Source organism: Actinomyces timonensis (assembly GCF_040702965.1).
In the GTDB taxonomy this organism is placed as follows: domain Bacteria; phylum Actinomycetota; class Actinomycetes; order Actinomycetales; family Actinomycetaceae; genus Actinomyces; species Actinomyces timonensis_A.
Genome location: NZ_CP159989.1, coordinates 1661671 through 1677415, shown reverse-complemented (window position 1 = coordinate 1677415; position 15745 = coordinate 1661671). Strand labels below are relative to the sequence as shown.

Genomic DNA, 15745 nt, shown 5'->3' with positions numbered 1-15745 from the left:
ATCCATGAGGAGAGACCATGCCCAGCTTTATCGACCGAGTGGTCCTCCACGTCGCCGGGGGCGACGGCGGTGATGGCTGCACCTCCATCCACCGGGAGAAGTTCAAGCCTCTAGCCGGCCCTGACGGCGGCGATGGCGGCCACGGCGGTGACGTCATCCTCGCCGTCGACCCCCGGACCACCACCCTGCTCAGCTATCACCGCTCCCCGCACCGCAGCGCCGGGAAGGGCACCCCGGGCATGGGCGACTGGCGCCGCGGCGTCGACGGCAAGGACGTCGTCCTTCCCGTGCCCGAGGGCACGGTGGTCAAGGACGACGAGGGTCGCGTCCTGGCTGACCTCGTGGGCGCGGACGCCCGCGTCGTCGTCGCCCAGGGCGGCACCGGCGGGCGCGGCAACTTCTCTCTCGCCTCCTCCAAGCGCCGCGCCCCCGGCTTCCACCTCCTGGGCGAGCCCGGCCAGGTCCGCGACATCACCCTGGAGCTCAAGACCATCGCTGACGTCGCGCTCGTCGGCTACCCCAGCGCCGGCAAGTCCTCGCTCATCGCCGCCATGAGCGCGGCCCGCCCCAAGATCGCCGACTACCCCTTCACCACCCTCGTCCCCAACCTCGGCGTCGTCGAGGCCGGCATGACCCGCTACACGATCGCCGACGTCCCCGGCCTCATCCCCGGCGCCAGCGAGGGCAAGGGGCTCGGCCTGGAGTTCCTCCGCCATATCGAGCGCTGCTCCGTCATCGTGCACGTCCTGGACTGCGCCACCCTGGAGCCCGGTCGTGATCCTCTGAGCGACCTGGACATCATCGAGGCCGAGCTGGCCGCCTACTCCGAGCGCATCGGCGATGACAACGACCCTCTCCTCACCGGTCGCGCGCCGCTGATGGAGCGGCCGCGCGTCGTCGTGCTCAACAAGGCGGACGTCCCCGATGCCGCCGAGCTCGCCGAGTTCGTCACCGACGACATCGCCGCCCGTGGGCTGCCGGTCTTCACGATCTCCGCCGTGGCCCACACCGGTCTGCGCGAGCTCTCCTTCGCCTTGGCCGAGCGTGTGGGCGCCGCCAGGGCGGCCCGGCCCGCCTCCGCCGCCGAGCTCGCCCAGCAGCGCGAGGCCGCCCGCCCCGTCGTCCGGCCGGCCGCCGTCGGACGGCGCGGCAAGGAGGACATCGCCGTCGTGCGGCCCATCAACCACCCCACCGAGGGGCGCGTGTACCAGGTGCGGGGGGAGAAGCCCGAGCGCTGGATCCTCCAGACCGACTTCTCCAACAACGAGGCGGTCGGCTACCTCGCCGACCGGCTCGCCACCGGGGGAGTCGAGGACCTGCTCGTCAAGGCCGGCGCGCGCGCCGGGGACGCCGTGCTCATCGGCGCGGTCGACGGCGGCATCCTGTTCACCTGGGAGCCCACGATGACCACCGGCGCCGAGCTCCTCGGGGCGCGGGGGACGGACACGCGCGTCGAGGACTACCACCGGCGCACCAACGCCGAGCGCCGCGCGCGTTACCACGAGCGCATGGACGCCAAGGAGGCCGCCCGTCAGGAGCTGCGGGACGAGGCCGCCGAGGGTATCTGGACCGACGCCTCCTCCTGGTCCCGCGGGGGCGGCGACGATGATGGCGGGGCGGAGTCGTGAGCGCGCGCCCCGCAGCGCTGCCCGAGGGATCCCGCGTCGTCATCAAAGTGGGTTCCTCCTCGCTGACCCGCGATGACGGCGGGCTCGACCTCAACCGCATCGATGTGCTCGCCAGGCTCGTGGCGGGCATGAGGCGGCGCGGCCACGACGTCGTGCTCGTGTCCTCTGGCGCGGTCGCGGCGGGCCTTCCCCCATTGGGGATCGAGCGCCGCCCGGACGACCTCAGCATGCTCGCGGCGGCGGCCTCCGTGGGCCAGGGCCACCTCATGGCGCGCTGGCAGGCGGCTATGAGCAACCACGGGGTGGTCATCGCCCAAGTGCTCCTCACCGCGCAGGACGTGGCCGTGCGCAGCCACTACCGGACCGTTCGCGCCACCTTCGACACCCTGCTCGGCCTGGGCGCGGTGCCGATCATCAACGAGAACGACGCCGTGGCCACGACGGAGTTCAACCTGGGGGACAACGACCACCTGGCCGCGCTCGTCGCCCACCTGGTGACGGCGGACGTCCTCATCCTCCTCACGGATGTGGACGGCATGTGGACCGCCCGCCCTGGCACGCCCGGAGCCGCTCCCATCCGCTACGTGCCCGGGGGCGGGAGCCTGGAGAACGTCGACGTCACCGGCTCGGGATCGGCCCTGGGCACAGGTGGGATGCGCACGAAGGCCCAGGCCGCCACGATCGCCCGCGCCTCCGGGACCGCCACGATCATCGCCTCGGCGGACGACGCCGCCCGCCTGCTCGGGCCCGGGGGAGTGCCGGCCGACCTCGGCACCTGGTTCGAGCCGACCGGCCCCCACCGGCCCAGTCGGCGGTTGTGGATGGCCCACGCCTCCCGGGTCGAGGGACGCGTGCTCATCGACGCCGGGGCGGCCGACGCCCTCACCGTGGGCAAGAAGTCCCTCCTCCTGCCCGGCGTGGTGGGGGTCAACGGCGAGTTCGAGTCCGGCTCCGTCATCGAGATCATCGGACCCAGGGGCCCCGTGGCCCGCGGGATCTGCCGCTACGCCTCGACCGAGATCGAGGAGGTCCTCGACGCCCGCGGCAGTGGGGCGCCGATGCCCGACCACCTCGCGCCCGTCGTGCACCGCGACGACCTCGCCGAGCTCCCGCGCCTGGCGGGCTGAATCACCGCTGAGTCACTTCGGGGTCAGGGTGAGGGTCCCGTCGGAGCGCTCCAGGACGATGGAGCCATCGGCCGAGCGGGTGACGGAGCGCGCCACGAAGAGGCTCCCGTCGCGGTTCGTGATCGTGTAGCCGTGCGAGTCCTGGCCGATCTCCCAGCCGTCGTACTCGGGCAGACAGGGCGTCGGCGCGCTCGCGACGGCGGATCCGACATAGGTGTGGTCGGCGTTGAACGTGGCCTCGAGCCCGACGCACTCGGGCGCGGAGGCCTGGGAGATCGTGAAGGTGGCGCCGCTGAGCGCGGACTCCAGGGCGCCCTTCTCCGAGCTCATCGAGGCCTCGGTCGACGCGCGGTTCTCCGTGGCCTGGGCGGAGGGAAGCGGTGATGCCTGCTCGGTGGGGGAGGGGAGGGCGGTGGAGGCGGAGTCGTCGGGGCCCGCGCCGGCGCCCACCGCGGTCGGGGTCGTCTCCGGCTGAATCGGCGTCGGCGAGTGGTCGGCGCCCGGGGTCCGGCCGGGCTGTCGGGCGGGACCGCCGCCGCCGGCGGCGCCCGGGGGCACGACGATCGTCGGCTCTGGGGAGCCCGACGCCTCGCCGGGGCGCCCGTCGTCGGCGGGCGCGCTCTGGCAGGCAGCCAGCGTCGCGAGGATCGCGAGCGCCATGGCGCGCAGCGGCGCGCGACTGCGAGGTCTCATGTGCTGACTCCTCAGGACACTGGTGCTTCCGCCCCATCGCGCCGTCAGCGGTGGAGACGGCACGGGCTGGAACGCCGGAAGACGCCATGGGCGCCACCGCGCGACCAGGCGTCTTGGCAGTCTACCGCGACGAGGGCCCCGTGCCCAGGGCGGGCAACATCCGGGGCCCGCTCCTCGACTCCCTCGACCGCCCCGTCGAGGCTGGCGCCTCCAGGGCGACGTAGGCTGGTCCCATGACGACGACGCGGTCCACCCAGTCCAGCACCATCGCGGCCGACGCCCCCGCCGAGGCCCTCGTCCGCGAGGCGGCCCTCGCGGCGCGGACGGCCCAGCGCGAGTTCGCCGGGGCGACACGGGCGGTCAAGGACGCCGCCCTGCTCGCCATGGCCTCGGCCCTGCGTGCCCAGAGCGGGAGCATCCGCGCGGCCAATGAGGAGGACCTGGCGGCCGCCCGCGAGGCCGGCATGAAGGAGGGGCTCGTCGACCGCCTGGCCCTTGACGAGGCCCGGATCGAGCGGATCGCCGCCTCCGTGGAGGAGATCGCCGCCCTGCCCGACCCCGTGGGTCAGGTCGTCGACGGCTCCACCATGCCCAATGGGCTGCGGGTGCGCAGGCTCCGCACCCCCATGGGCGTCGTCGGCATGATCTACGAGGCGCGCCCCAATGTCACCGTCGATGTGGCCGCGCTCGCCGTGAAGTCGGGCAACGCCGTCGTCCTGCGCGGCGGCAGCGCCGCCGGGCGGAGCAACGCCGCGATCGTGGCCGCGCTCCGGGCCTCCCTCGCCGATCAGGGGCTTCCCGCGGATCTCGTGACCACCATCGATCCCGCCGGGCGCGAGGGCGCGCAGGCGCTCATGCGTGCCCGCGGCCTCGTCGACGTGCTCGTGCCCAGGGGCGGCGCCGGGCTCATCCGCGCCGTCGTCGAGAGCTCCTCCGTCCCGGTCATCGAGACCGGCTCGGGCAACTGCCACGTGTACGTCGACGCCAGCGCCGACCGCGAGGCGGCCGTGGGCATCATCGTCAACGCCAAGACCCAGCGCGTCGGGGTGTGCAACGCCGCCGAGACCCTGCTCGTCCACCAGGACGTCGCCCGGGAGTACCTCCCCGCTGCCGCCCGGGCGCTCTGGGAGCACGGGACCGTCCTTCACGCCGACGAGGCCTCCCGCGCCATTCTCGCCGATCCCGCTGCTGAGGAGGGCGCCGAGCGCCACCTCGTCGCGGCGGTCGAGGAGGACTGGGGCGCTGAGTACGGCTCGTTGGACCTGGCCGTGCGGGTCGTCGACGACCTCGAGGCGGCGATCAGCCACATCCGCCGCTACACCACCGGTCACACTGAGGCGGTCCTCGCCCAGGACGCGGCGGTCATCAACCGCTTCATCGCCGGCATGGACTCAGCGGCGGTCATGGTCAACGCCTCCACCAGGTTCACCGACGGCGGCCAGCTGGGCCTGGGCGCCGAGCTCGGGATCTCGACCCAGAAGCTCCACGCCCGCGGCCCCATGGGCCTGGCTGAGCTGACGACGACCACCTGGGTGGTGGAGGGCGATGGGCATGTGAGGCCCTGAGCCTTCTCACACAGTGATGACCTCGATGCCGGCCTGCCGCAGTGGCCCGAGCTGCTCGGGGGTCGCGCCGGAGTCGGTGAGCAGCGCGTCGATGCGATCGGCCCGGCAGATCAGCGCGAAGGCGGCCGCGCCCAGCTTCGTGTGATCGGTGACGATGACGACCCTGCGCGCGCGGCGCACGAACGCGGCGCCGACCGCCGCCTCGCCCTCGTGCTGCGCGTAGGCGCCCAGGGCGTCGATCCCCTCGACGCCGAGGAACAGCGTGCCGATGGTGATCTGGGGGAGGATGAGCTCGGCCAGTGGGCCGGTGAGTTCGTAGGAGCGCGCCCGTGCCACGCCGCCGGTGACCACCACGCGTACGCCCTGGCGCACGGTGAGCTCGGAGGCGATGTTCACCGTGTTGGTCACCACGGTGACCGGATGATCGGGGTCGGCCGCGCCCTCCAGGAGGGCGATCTCGCGCGCCACCTCCGTCGTCGTGGTCCCGCCATTGAGGCCGACGGTGTCGCCGGCGGAGACCATCGCCGCCGCCGCGCGGGCGATCCTGGTCTTCTCATCGGCCATCCGGGAGCTGCGGTAGCGAAGAGGGAGCTGCGCGGAGGTCGGGTTCGCTGAGGCCCCGCCGCGCGTTCGGGTGACGAGCTGCTGATCCGCCAGCAGGTCGAGATCGCGCCGCGCGGTGGCCGCCGAGACGCCGAGGCGCGAGACGATGTCGTCGATATGGACTCCGCCCTCCTCGACGATGATTCCCAGGATCGCTGAGAGTCGTTCATGCCTGGACATGAGGGCTCCTCCTCGTCTCGTCAGGCCCCGGCGGGCCGCGCGGGCCCGGCCGGGGGCGCCTCCCCGGCCGGTCGCGGGAGGCGCTGCGCCGCGACCGCGTGGAGCCGGCCCAGGAGTCGTCTCAGGGCAGGAATATGACAAATGATGGCACTTCGAGGCCCTCGGCGCGCGGGAGCCACGCGGCTCAAGGCTTGAGGGGGAGTTCGCGAGACGCGCTGGCGCGTGTGGCAAGGCCCCGAAGCGCGCGCGTCATGGCAGGATGGTGGCACCCCGTGCGCGCGCGCGGGACCGACCGGAGGAGTATTCGTGCCCAAGAGTGCTGGTGAGGCGGACGTGGTGCTAGGAGCGCCGCGCCAGTTGCGCATCGGCATCATGGGCGGCACCTTCGATCCCATTCACCACGGGCACCTGGTGGCGGCGAGCGAGGTCCAGCACGCCTTCGACCTCGATGAGGTGATCTTCGTCCCGACGGCGACGCAGCCCTTCAAGAAGGACCGCCGGGTCTCTCCCGCGGAGCACCGCTACCTCATGACGGTCATCGCCACTGCCTCGAACCCGCGGTTCACCGTGTCCCGGGTCGATATCGACCGCGGTGGCACCACGTACACGATCGACACCCTGCATGACATCGCCGCGAAATACCCTGGCGCCGCGCTCTACTTCATCACCGGGGCCGACGCGCTCGCGCAGATCCTCACATGGAAGGACAACGAAGAGATCTTTGAGCTCGCTCAACTCGTGGGCGTGACCCGGCCGGGCCACGTTCTGACGGATATGGGCCTGCCTGAGGACAGGGTCTCCCTCATGGAGGTCCCCGCGATGAGCATCTCATCAACGGACTGCCGTGAGCGAGTGAGCGACGGGGGGCCCGTGTGGTACCTCGTGCCCGACGGGGTGGTTCAGTACATTCGCAAGTACGGCCTCTACCGTAGGGCCGGGCGGGCATCATCGACGACGTCGATGACCGCACGCGTCGCGCGAGAGCAGTCGCTCAGGAAGGAGAACGACGGTGAGCCCGGAGCCCACTGACGCCACGACATCCGATTCGACAAGCGACCCCCATCACCACAGCCGTCGATCCATCCGGCAGGCGGAGCGCGAGGCGGAGCGCGAGGCCATCCTCACCGGTCAGCAGCCCCTCCTGACCCGGCGGGAGATGAAGCGCCTGCGCGAGGAGGCCGAGGCGTTGCGCGCCGCCGTCGCGGCGGGCGAGATCACCATCGAGCAGGCGCGGGCGCTCCAGGACCCGCTGGCCGATGAGCACAGCATCGTGCTCTCCTCGGCCGCGCCATCGTCCTCAGCCGAACCCTCAGCCTCAGCCGAACCCTCAGCCTCAGCCGAGCCCTCAGCCTCGGCCGAGCCATCGCCCGCGTCCTCAGCCTCGGCTGAGGACGATGGCGGCTCCCACGACTACTCCGCCTCGGAGGGCGCGCTCGGCGTCGGTCACGGTCCCGGGCCCGGGGGCCCCGACGAGCCCGTCGCGACCCCCGGTGGCGGCGTCGTCGCCGAGCCCGCCCAGACCGAGGCGGAGGGGACCTCCTCAACGGGGAGCGACTCCCGGCAGGACGACTCCGCGCCGCCCGTGGGACGCGCCGGGGACTCATCCGATCACTCGGCGCCGGCTGATGAGCGTCACGGCCGCACGAGCCATGCGGCGGCCCCCCGGGCCGAGGAGCCCGCGGTCGGCCATGACGACGGCCGCTCCGAGGACATGGAGCCCCCGCGGGCGCGGGCCGGGCACGCCAGTCACCAGGTCGCACCTCCCGGCGCCTCCTCCACCGCCGTGAGCGGGTCGGCTGATCCGGCGCCCCGTCCTGTGGGCGAGGCCAGTGAGGCCTCCGGCTCCGCCGCGTCGGCGCCCGCCTCCCACACGCCCCCGCTCGCCCAGGACGGGCAGGCGGGGCGCGAGCAGCAGATCGGCTCCGCCTCCTCGCTGAGCGCCGACCAGGTCGTCGAGATCTCCGGGTTCGAGACCGGGATCCTCCCCTCAGCCGACCTCCCGCTCGCCCAAGACGGCCCGCGCTCCGCCGATGGCGGCACTCCCTCAGCGTCGACCTCTGGAGGGCCGGGCGCAGGCGGCCCTGGCCTGCATGGCCCGTCGGCCGCCCCCTCACGGCGCTCGCTCAAGGAGCGGGGCGCGCAGGCCGACTCCCCGGCCACCACCCAGCAGTCCGCGTCGCCCCAGACGCATCGCGGCTGGCAGCCCCCTCAGGACGACCAGAGGGCCGACCGGGGCTACGAGCCCACCTGGCGGACGGCCGCGCGAGACGAATCCGCGCTCGGAGCCCCGCAGGCCGAGGCCTCACCGGTATCGGAGGAGGGGAACGGCCCTGACCCCCAGCCCGGCAGCACGATGGCGGAGCCCTCGGCCCCCAGCGCGATCCGCCGGCCGATCGTGCGCATCCCCGCGGCCGCGCAGGGCGTTCGCACGATGAACGCCAGCACCGGCGAGCTCGGTTCCGTCCAGCCCGTCGATGAGGACTTCGATGGGATCGACTCCCCGCAATGGCGCGCGCTGCGCTCCGGGGACGAGGCCCCGCTCGAGGCCGAGGCCCCCGCTGCCGCCGACACCGTGGTGACCAGAGTGCCTGCGGACCTCAGGGACGATCCGGCGGGAGACCCCGGTTATGTGGTCTCCTCGCCCTATGGCTCCTACGCCGGTTACAACGAGCCGGCCGCGCCATCGGCGCCCGCCGTGGCTGAGCCGAGGACCGGCCACGCCCCCCTCGGAGCCCGGACCTCCGCTGAGTCATGGGAGGACGTGACGCGCTCGGGCAAGGATTCCTCGGGATCAAAGGCCACCCGCCGGACACTCGCCATCCTCCTCGCCTTCGTCCTCGCCGCTGTCGTCCTGATCATCATCTGGGTCATCATGTCGCAGCTCGGGGGATCCTCCGTCAACGCCGGGGCGGTGCCCGACTGGACCCCCCTCCTGACCTGACCGGGCGATGGCCGCAGGGCCGTCGCGTGGTCGATCAGGCCAATGTCAATCCGTCCCTCCCCAGAAGGAGCCCCATGGCCGCGACCGAACGCGCCGTCGAGCTGACCATCGCCGCCGCGCGCGCGGCCGCTGAGAAGAAGGCGGAGGAGATCATCGCGATCGACGTCTCCGAGCGCCTGGCGCTCACCGACGTCTTCCTCGTGCTCTCCGGCGGCAATGACCGGCAGGTGCGGGCGATCGTCGACGCCGTCGAGGAGGCCATGACGCGCGCGGGCGCCAAGCGCCGGATGCGCGAGGGCGTCGAGGAGGCCCATTGGGTGCTCCTGGACTACGACGAGATCATGATCCACGTCCAGCAGGCCGAGGACCGGGAGTACTACGCGCTGGAGCGGCTCTGGAAGGACTGCCCCGTCATCGGCCTGCCCTTGGCGCCCGCCGGGGCCGCCCAGGCGGCTGGGGCCCCCGAGGCCGGCGACTGATCCCGGAGCCATCATGACCGACGTCATCCTCTGGCGCCACGGGCAGACTGACTACAACGTGGGGGGCCGCGTCCAAGGCCGGGTCGACATTCCCCTCAACGCCACCGGCAGGGCCCAGGCCGAGGCCGGCGCCGGGCGACTCCAGGACGTCCTGCGCTCCCTCATCGGCGCGCGCGAGCCGGGAGCCGGGCAGACGGCCGCGTGCCGGATCGTCTCCTCGCCACTGGCCAGGGCCCGCGCCACGGCGCAGGCCCTGGCCGTGCGCCTCGCGGTCGAGGTGACCACGCATCCCGGCCTCGCCGAGCGCGACTTCGGGCGCTGGGAGGGACTCACAGCCGATGAGATCAGGGCGGGTTGGCCCGATGCCTATGCCGTGTGGCGCACCGGCCAAGACCCCCAGGGGGTCGATGTGGAGCCCCGCCGCGCCGTGGGCCAGCGCTTCAGCGAGGCCGTCAGGAGCCTCGCGGGCGCCGCGGGGGAGGGGCCGCTCATCATCGTCGCGCACGGATCGGCCATCACCCAGGGAACGACGGCGCTGCTCGGCATGGACGCCTCCCACTGGTTCGGGCTGCGGGGCCTGGACAACGCCCACTGGGCGAGGCTGCGCTCCTCCCATCGCGTTCCCGGATGGGAAGCTCCAGGCCTGGAACGACGGCGCCGAGCCGACGGCGCTGCTGCCCTGACACCCCGCGTCTCCGAGCGTTTCGGTGAGCCAGCACACGCGCGGAGGATTTGCCCAGGAGCCCGCGAGTCCATAGAGTTATCCGCGTCGCCCAGCGGGTGGCGCCCGTGAGGGGCTATGGCGCAGTTGGTAGCGCGCTTCCATGGCATGGAAGAGGTCGGGGGTTCGAATCCCCCTAGCTCCACGATCCGACCGGCTCAGCCGGGCGGGTGTCCCTTCGGGGCTATGGCGCAGTTGGTAGCGCGCTTCCATGGCATGGAAGAGGTCGGGGGTTCGAATCCCCCTAGCTCCACCCCCTCGCACAAGGTCCGAGCCCCCGCCATCGTCGATGGTCTTGGTTCGGGCCTTGTGCGCGTGCTGGGCCCAGATGGGGGCTTCGGCGTCGGGCTGCTCTCGATGAGTGCCGCGGCGTGTGAGACGGGATGCCGCGGGCGGGCGGTGAACCGCTTGGCCAGTCCGAGGTCCAGTGAGGCCTTCGCTCCCCGGGCCGATCGCGCGCCAGGGTGCCTCTCATGCCAGGCGCTGCCCGCCCCAGCTCTTTCGCGGCCCCCTTCATCCGCGCGCGGGCTCGACACACCCCCACCCCCTGAGGGTAGCCTCACCTATGGCGTGAGGGCGCTTGGGAGCGCCCCGCCCGATCGCCTGATGAAGGAGACGGCATGAGTCCTGCCCACGAGCACCAGAGCACTGGGGTGCCAGGGATCGACGAGCGCGCGCGCCGCATGGCCCGCAGACTCCTCGCGGGCGCCGGAAGCGCCGCCGTGAGCGCCTACCGGCTCGATCCGTCCGTGGGCGGCGCCTACGTCGCCCACGCGCTCGACGTCGAAGGCCTCATCCTCATCGCCATCCGCCCCCAGCCCGGCACGCCCCTGGCCGACGCCCCGGATGACCGCCTCGTCGACGTCCGCCTCGACATCGTGCTTGACGCCTCCGAGCCCGGCATCCGCGTCACCGCCGCCAGCGCCCATGTCCTGGGTACCCTCCGCTGGGTCCCCGCCAACTGGGTTGAGACCGTCCTCGCCGAGAGCGCCACTCCCGCGTGCCACTGCGCCGTCACGGGGGAGGACCCCCTCGGTCGCGTCAGCGAGCTCGCTCGTACCCCTGGCGCGCGCCTCGCGCTGGTCCAGGGCAGCCGCGTCATCCTCCACGGCCCCGATGGGGTCTCCCGCCATATGGTGGAGGACCTCGCCGGTCAGGGTGATGAGGAGGCCGTGGCCGCCCGGACCGCCTGGTCGCCCCTGGACGTCCTTGACGCGCATGAGGCCGTGCGATCCGTCGGCGATCTGTCCCTGCGCGCCCTGTGCGAGGCCGTCATCGCCGATGAGGCCCCGGGCTCGCTGCACTCGAGGCGGCCCAGCGCCGGGGTGGCCCGGAGCCTCATCGAGAGGGTCCTCGTCGTCGACGCCGACCCCTGGGGCGTCACGCTCATGCATGTCGGCTCCGACGAGACCCGCACCGTGCTCGTGGCCCTTCCCGGCGCGCCTCTCGCCCCGGCTGAGATCGCCCCGGCCCTGGGGGCGCTCGCCGACGAACTACTGCCCGCGCGCTTCCAACTGGGCTGAGCCCCTCTCGCGCCGCGGGGGCCGCGCGTCAGCTGGCCTCGTAGGACAGGCAGGCGGCGGTGTCCCCGCCGATGCTCACGCCATCAGCGGTGCACATGAGATCGGTGTTGTGCGCGCACTCCAGGCGCTGGCAGGCCCCCACGTGCCCCTCGGCGACGGGCAGGCCGCCGCGGGCGTCCAGGGTGATGAAGGTCGAGCAGGCCGCGGCGCCGTCGACGGTGATCGCGAAGGCGGTGCAGCCCCCGTTGTTGAAGGCGCAGGAGGTGGCGGTGCAGGTGGAGATGGGGGCGACGGCGGCCATGGTGGGCTCCTCTCGGATGGCGCCTCGCGGCGCCGGTTGACTTCGGATATGAATAAGGTGACTCAGTTCCGCCGGCGATGCCAAGGAAGGTAACCCTCAAGGCGTCGCCGGGGAACAGTGAAGTGTTGGAATTCCAGGCATATCCCGAGCTGATCCGCGTGGGCGCGCCAGCAGTGCCGGATTTGTCCGACCGCGCGAGTTCACGCCTCCGGTCGTTGCCAAACAAAGCCAGGTGAGCCTGGGCTGAAGTATTTTCGCAAGCGCGCAATGCCCCTGGCTGACCGGTCGGCGCTGACCGGGACCCGCGTCCCGGATGATGGACCGCTCGCTGGCGGCGGTGCGCGCGGGGCTACGGTGCCGAGGTTCGCCTCGGGGCGCGCTTCGCGCGCGATCCCACGGCATTCTCGATTCCCCGCGCCGGGCACCGCTCCGACGCCTCACCCCAGGAAGGCACAGCATGTCGTCCAGCACCGACGGCGCCGCAGCGGCGCGGGCACCCGAGCGAGAGCAGTGGAGCGGCCAGGTCGGCTTCCTCTTCGCCGCGATCGGCTCGGCCATCGGGCTGGGCAACATCTGGCGCTTCCCCGGCGTGGCCTACTCCAACGGCGGCGGCGCCTTCATGATCCCCTACATCATCGCGCTGCTGTTCGTCGGGATCCCCTTCCTCTTTCTCGACTACGCCCTGGGCCACCGCCTGCGCGGCAGCGCCCCAGCGGTATTCCGCCGCCTGAGCAGGCGCTTCGAGTGGATCGGCTGGTGGCAGGTCTTCATCTGCTTCGTCATCATGACCTACTATGCCGTGGTGGTGGCCTGGGCACTCAGCTACATGGTCTTCTCCGTCACCCTGGCCTGGGGGGACGACGCCGGTGGCTTCTTCTCGCGCTACGTCGGCCTGGACCAGTTCGGCGACGCCGCGCCGTCGTTCTCGATCACCCCCATGGTCGGGGTCATCATCCCCCTGGTCATCGTGTGGGCCTTCGGCATCGTGACCATCTCGCGCGGAGTGAGCAACGGCGTGGAGAAGGCCAACAGGATCTTCCTGCCCCTGCTGGTCGTCATGTTCCTGGCGATCGTGGTGCGCGCCGTCCTCCTGCCCGGCGCCACCGGCGGGCTCAACGCCCTGTTCACCCCGGACTGGTCCTCGCTTGGCGACTTCAAGGTCTGGATGGCGGCCTTCGCGCAGATCTTCTTCTCCCTGTCCATCGGCTTCGGCATCATGCTCACCTACGCCTCCTACCTGCGCCCGCGCTCCAACCTCGTGGGCACGGGGCTCGTGGCGGCCTTCGCGAACTCCTCCTTCGAGGTCCTGGCGGGGATCGGGGTCTTCTCGACGCTCGGGTTCATGGCCCACAACCAGGGCATCGCCGTGGGGGAGATCGACAAGATCTCAGGGCCCTCGCTGGCCTTCGTCACCTTCCCGACGGTCATCTCCCAGATGCCCGGCGGCCCGATCTTCGGCGTGCTCTTCTTCGCGTCCTTCGCGATGGCGGGGCTGACCTCCTTCATCTCAATCATCCAGGTGGTCGTCCCCGGGGTCTCCGAGAAGATCGGCCTGTCCGTCCCGCGCGCCACCCTCCTGGTCTGCCTCCCCTCGGCCGTCCTCTCACTCGTGCTGTTCGGCACCGCCTCAGGGCTGTTCGACCTCGACATCGTCGACGCCTTCATCAACAACATCGGCGTGGTCGGCTCGGCCATCATCATGTGCATCGGCGTGACCTGGGTGCTGCGCAGGGCCAAGCCGCTCCAGCGCCACCTCAACCTCGTCTCCGAGACCCGCGTGGTGGGGGCCTGGTGGCGCTTCCTCATCGCCGTCGTCGCCCCGCTCGCCCTGGGCTACATGATCGTCCAGACGGCGCTGTCGTACGTCCGGGACGGCTACGAGGGCTACTCCGATGCCATGATCGGCGCCTTCGGCTGGGGAATGCTCGCGCTGGGCGCCGTCATCGTCGCCCTGCTCACGCTCGCCAAGTGGCGGACCCCGGTGGATGACTTCACCCCCATCGACCTGGACGCCCCTATCACCACCATCGAGAAGGAGTACTGACATGACCGGCGCCGCCATCATCCTCATGCTCGTCTCGATCATCATCATCTGGGGCGGCCTGGCCGTCTCCGTCACCGCCCTGTACGTGCGTGGGCGCCGGGAGGACCGGGAGGCCCGCAAGGCGGCCCTCGCCGCGGCCCACGAGCACCTGCGCGGCGGGCAGGGCTCCTGAGCCCGGCGCGCCACTGGCCGGGAGCGGCGCGCCGGGCCCCGATCCGTTTCCGCGGACCGGGGCCCGTGGGCGACAATCACCTCATGACCACCTCTTCCTCCGCGCCGGCGCTCCCCGCGCTGGTGGCCTTCGACCTCGACGACACCCTCGCCCCCTCCAAGTCCGCGATGCCCGAGCCCATGGCCACCGCCCTGCGCTCGTTGCTGGACGTCGTCCCCGTCTGCGTCATCTCCGGGGGGCAGATCGGCCAATTCCGCGACCAGGTCCTCGCCCACCTCGGCGCCGACGACGCCGAGCTTCTCCCGCCTCCACCTCATGCCCACCTGCGGCACCCGCTACTACGTCCATGGCGCTGCCGCCGGCACCGCCCACGCCGATGACCAGGACGCGCGCGCCATCGAGGGCATGCCCGGATGGCGGCTTGTCTACGCCAACGACCTGAGCCCGCAGCAGATCGAGGAGGGCTTCGCCGTCGTCGAGGCCGAGGCCCGACGACTGGGCCTGTGGGAGGAGCGGACCTGGGGCGATATCCTCGAGGACCGCGGCAGCCAGATCACCTTCTCCGCCCTCGGTCAGGAGGCGCCGCTGGATGCCAAGCGCGCCTGGGACCCGACGGGGGAGAAGAAGGGCGCCCTGCGCGACGCCGTGGCCGCCCGCCTGCCCGGGCTCGAGGTCCGCTCCGGGGGCTCGACCAGCGTGGACATCACCCTCAAGGGAGTCGACAAGGCCTACGGGATGACCCGCCTCGCGGAGGTCACCGGCATCCCCGGCGAGCGGATGCTGTTCGTCGGGGACCGCCTCGACCCCGAGGGCAACGACTACCCGGTGCTCGCGCTCGGCATTCCCTGCCACGCCGTGTCCGGCTGGGAGGAGACCGCTGCGCTCGTGGCCGATCTCGCCCAGCGCATCGCCGCCGGGGGCGCCTGAGGGCGCTGGCTGATGACCCACCAGGACCAGGCCCCATGAGACCGGTGCCAGCGACGGGCCGGGCCCGTTCCGGCTCTCCGCCTACCGCGCCCATCGGGGCGCTCATGAGGCTCCGGCGGGTCGTCTGGCGGGCATGGTGGTCCCGCGGCTCCGGCTTTCGCCGCGCCGTGCGCGCCCTGGGGCTGCTGCTCGTCTCCGGGCCGATCAGCCTCGGCCTCGGCGCCGCCACCGCGCAGGCCTCCTCGCCCGTCGGCCCGCACGAGGCCCACTGGTCCACCAACCTCGACTCCGTCGTCGTCCTCGTCCACCGGCCCCAGGCCTTCGCGCCCCTCCAGGCCTTCGGCTGCGTCCCCCTGCTCCTGGCCAGCCACGTCCACGAGGAGCGGGGGATGACCGCCGTCGACGGCGAGAGGGGGCGGGTCAACGCCCTCACCTCCGGCGCCGGCAAGGGCGGCACCTCCATCGGCCCCGTCACCCAGGAGACCTGGCTCCACGAGCTCGCCTTCACCTCCGAAGGCGCGCTCATCGCCTGGCGGGCCATCATCCTGCGCCCCGACGCCTCAGTCACCGTCGGCGCCTGGCAGGGACCGCCCCAGCCCACCGGCGCCAGCGCGCCTGGCGCGACCGATGGCCCCACGGCGGCCCCGGGCCCGACCGGGCCGCCCCCAGCGCCCGGCACCGCGCCCGGCCGGGGAGCCGCCCCCGCGACCCCGGCGAGCACCGGGGCCTGGGAGCCTGATCCCGTCGATGAGGGCGAGACGCGGGGCACGACGAGGGCCGAGGGCTGAATAGTCGCGTCATCAAGCACCCCAGGGTGCACAATGAGCCGGTCGCGTCACCA

At 72.4% G+C, this 15745-nt stretch carries 14 protein-coding genes, 2 tRNA genes and 1 pseudogene; 14 read left to right on the top strand and 3 right to left on the bottom strand.

Annotation, left to right across the window (positions count from 1 at the left end):
- Positions 1-17: 17 nt before the first annotated feature.
- A complete protein-coding gene (obgE, locus tag ABXS69_RS07300) occupies positions 18-1628 on the top strand; it encodes a GTPase ObgE (RefSeq protein WP_366180058.1) in 1611 nt (536 codons plus the stop codon).
- Entirely contained in the window at positions 1625-2755 is a 1131-nt protein-coding gene (gene proB, locus ABXS69_RS07295) for a glutamate 5-kinase (protein WP_366180057.1), read from the top strand. Before obgE ends, proB begins: the two co-directional genes overlap by 4 nt.
- 12 nt (positions 2756-2767) lie before the next feature.
- Here the strand turns inward: proB and ABXS69_RS07290 are convergent, their stop codons facing one another.
- A complete protein-coding gene (locus ABXS69_RS07290) occupies positions 2768-3448 on the bottom strand; it encodes a hypothetical protein (RefSeq protein WP_366180056.1) in 681 nt (226 codons plus the stop codon).
- 233 nt (positions 3449-3681) lie between these two features.
- Here ABXS69_RS07290 and ABXS69_RS07285 point away from each other — a divergent pair, with 233 nt between their 5' ends.
- Entirely contained in the window at positions 3682-5013 is a 1332-nt protein-coding gene (locus ABXS69_RS07285; protein WP_366180055.1) for a glutamate-5-semialdehyde dehydrogenase, read from the top strand.
- A 6-nt stretch (positions 5014-5019) separates the two neighbouring features.
- Here the strand turns inward: ABXS69_RS07285 and ABXS69_RS07280 are convergent, their stop codons facing one another.
- On the bottom strand, positions 5020-5796 hold the full coding sequence (locus tag ABXS69_RS07280; protein ID WP_366180054.1) for a DeoR/GlpR family DNA-binding transcription regulator: 777 nt from the start codon (positions 5794-5796) through the stop codon (positions 5020-5022).
- 306 nt (positions 5797-6102) lie between these two features.
- On the opposite strand from ABXS69_RS07280, the gene nadD reads away from it, so the two are divergent.
- From nadD to ABXS69_RS07245, 7 genes are all read left to right on the top strand, one after another.
- A complete protein-coding gene (gene nadD / locus ABXS69_RS07275; RefSeq protein ID WP_366180053.1) occupies positions 6103-6825 on the top strand; it encodes a nicotinate-nucleotide adenylyltransferase in 723 nt (240 codons plus the stop codon).
- Complete coding sequence (locus tag ABXS69_RS07270; protein ID WP_366180052.1) at positions 6806-8737, top strand: hypothetical protein; 1932 nt, start codon at positions 6806-6808, stop codon at positions 8735-8737. The genes nadD and ABXS69_RS07270 overlap by 20 nt, the downstream gene beginning before the upstream one ends.
- A 74-nt stretch (positions 8738-8811) precedes the next feature.
- Positions 8812-9216: a ribosome silencing factor gene (rsfS, locus tag ABXS69_RS07265; protein WP_366180051.1), complete on the top strand. Its 405-nt coding sequence runs from the start codon at positions 8812-8814 to the stop codon at positions 9214-9216.
- A 13-nt stretch (positions 9217-9229) separates the two neighbouring features.
- On the top strand, positions 9230-10009 hold the full coding sequence (locus ABXS69_RS07260; protein WP_366180050.1) for a histidine phosphatase family protein: 780 nt from the start codon (positions 9230-9232) through the stop codon (positions 10007-10009).
- A tRNA-Ala gene (locus ABXS69_RS07255) sits at positions 10010-10082 on the top strand.
- 35 nt (positions 10083-10117) lie between these two features.
- Positions 10118-10190 (top strand) — tRNA-Ala (locus tag ABXS69_RS07250).
- Between the two features lie 367 nt (positions 10191-10557).
- On the top strand, positions 10558-11460 hold the full coding sequence (locus tag ABXS69_RS07245; protein WP_366180049.1) for a hypothetical protein: 903 nt from the start codon (positions 10558-10560) through the stop codon (positions 11458-11460).
- A gap of 28 nt (positions 11461-11488) precedes the next feature.
- Here the strand turns inward: ABXS69_RS07245 and ABXS69_RS07240 are convergent, their stop codons facing one another.
- Complete coding sequence (locus ABXS69_RS07240) at positions 11489-11761, bottom strand: DUF1540 domain-containing protein (protein ID WP_366180048.1); 273 nt, start codon at positions 11759-11761, stop codon at positions 11489-11491.
- A gap of 457 nt (positions 11762-12218) precedes the next feature.
- On the opposite strand from ABXS69_RS07240, the gene ABXS69_RS07235 reads away from it, so the two are divergent.
- The 4 genes and pseudogenes from ABXS69_RS07235 (at position 12219) to ABXS69_RS07220 (ending at position 15692) form a co-directional block, all read left to right on the top strand.
- Complete coding sequence (locus ABXS69_RS07235; protein ID WP_366180047.1) at positions 12219-13805, top strand: sodium-dependent transporter; 1587 nt, start codon at positions 12219-12221, stop codon at positions 13803-13805.
- 1 nt (position 13806) lies between these two features.
- Positions 13807-13977 carry a methionine/alanine import family NSS transporter small subunit gene (locus ABXS69_RS07230; RefSeq protein WP_366180046.1) on the top strand — a complete coding sequence of 57 codons (171 nt, stop codon included), beginning with the start codon at positions 13807-13809 and terminating at the stop codon, positions 13975-13977.
- An 83-nt stretch (positions 13978-14060) separates the two neighbouring features.
- Positions 14061-14904, top strand: a pseudogene (locus tag ABXS69_RS07225) (HAD hydrolase family protein).
- A gap of 35 nt (positions 14905-14939) precedes the next feature.
- A complete protein-coding gene (locus ABXS69_RS07220; RefSeq protein WP_366180045.1) occupies positions 14940-15692 on the top strand; it encodes a hypothetical protein in 753 nt (250 codons plus the stop codon).
- The last annotated feature ends 53 nt before the right edge of the window (positions 15693-15745 follow it).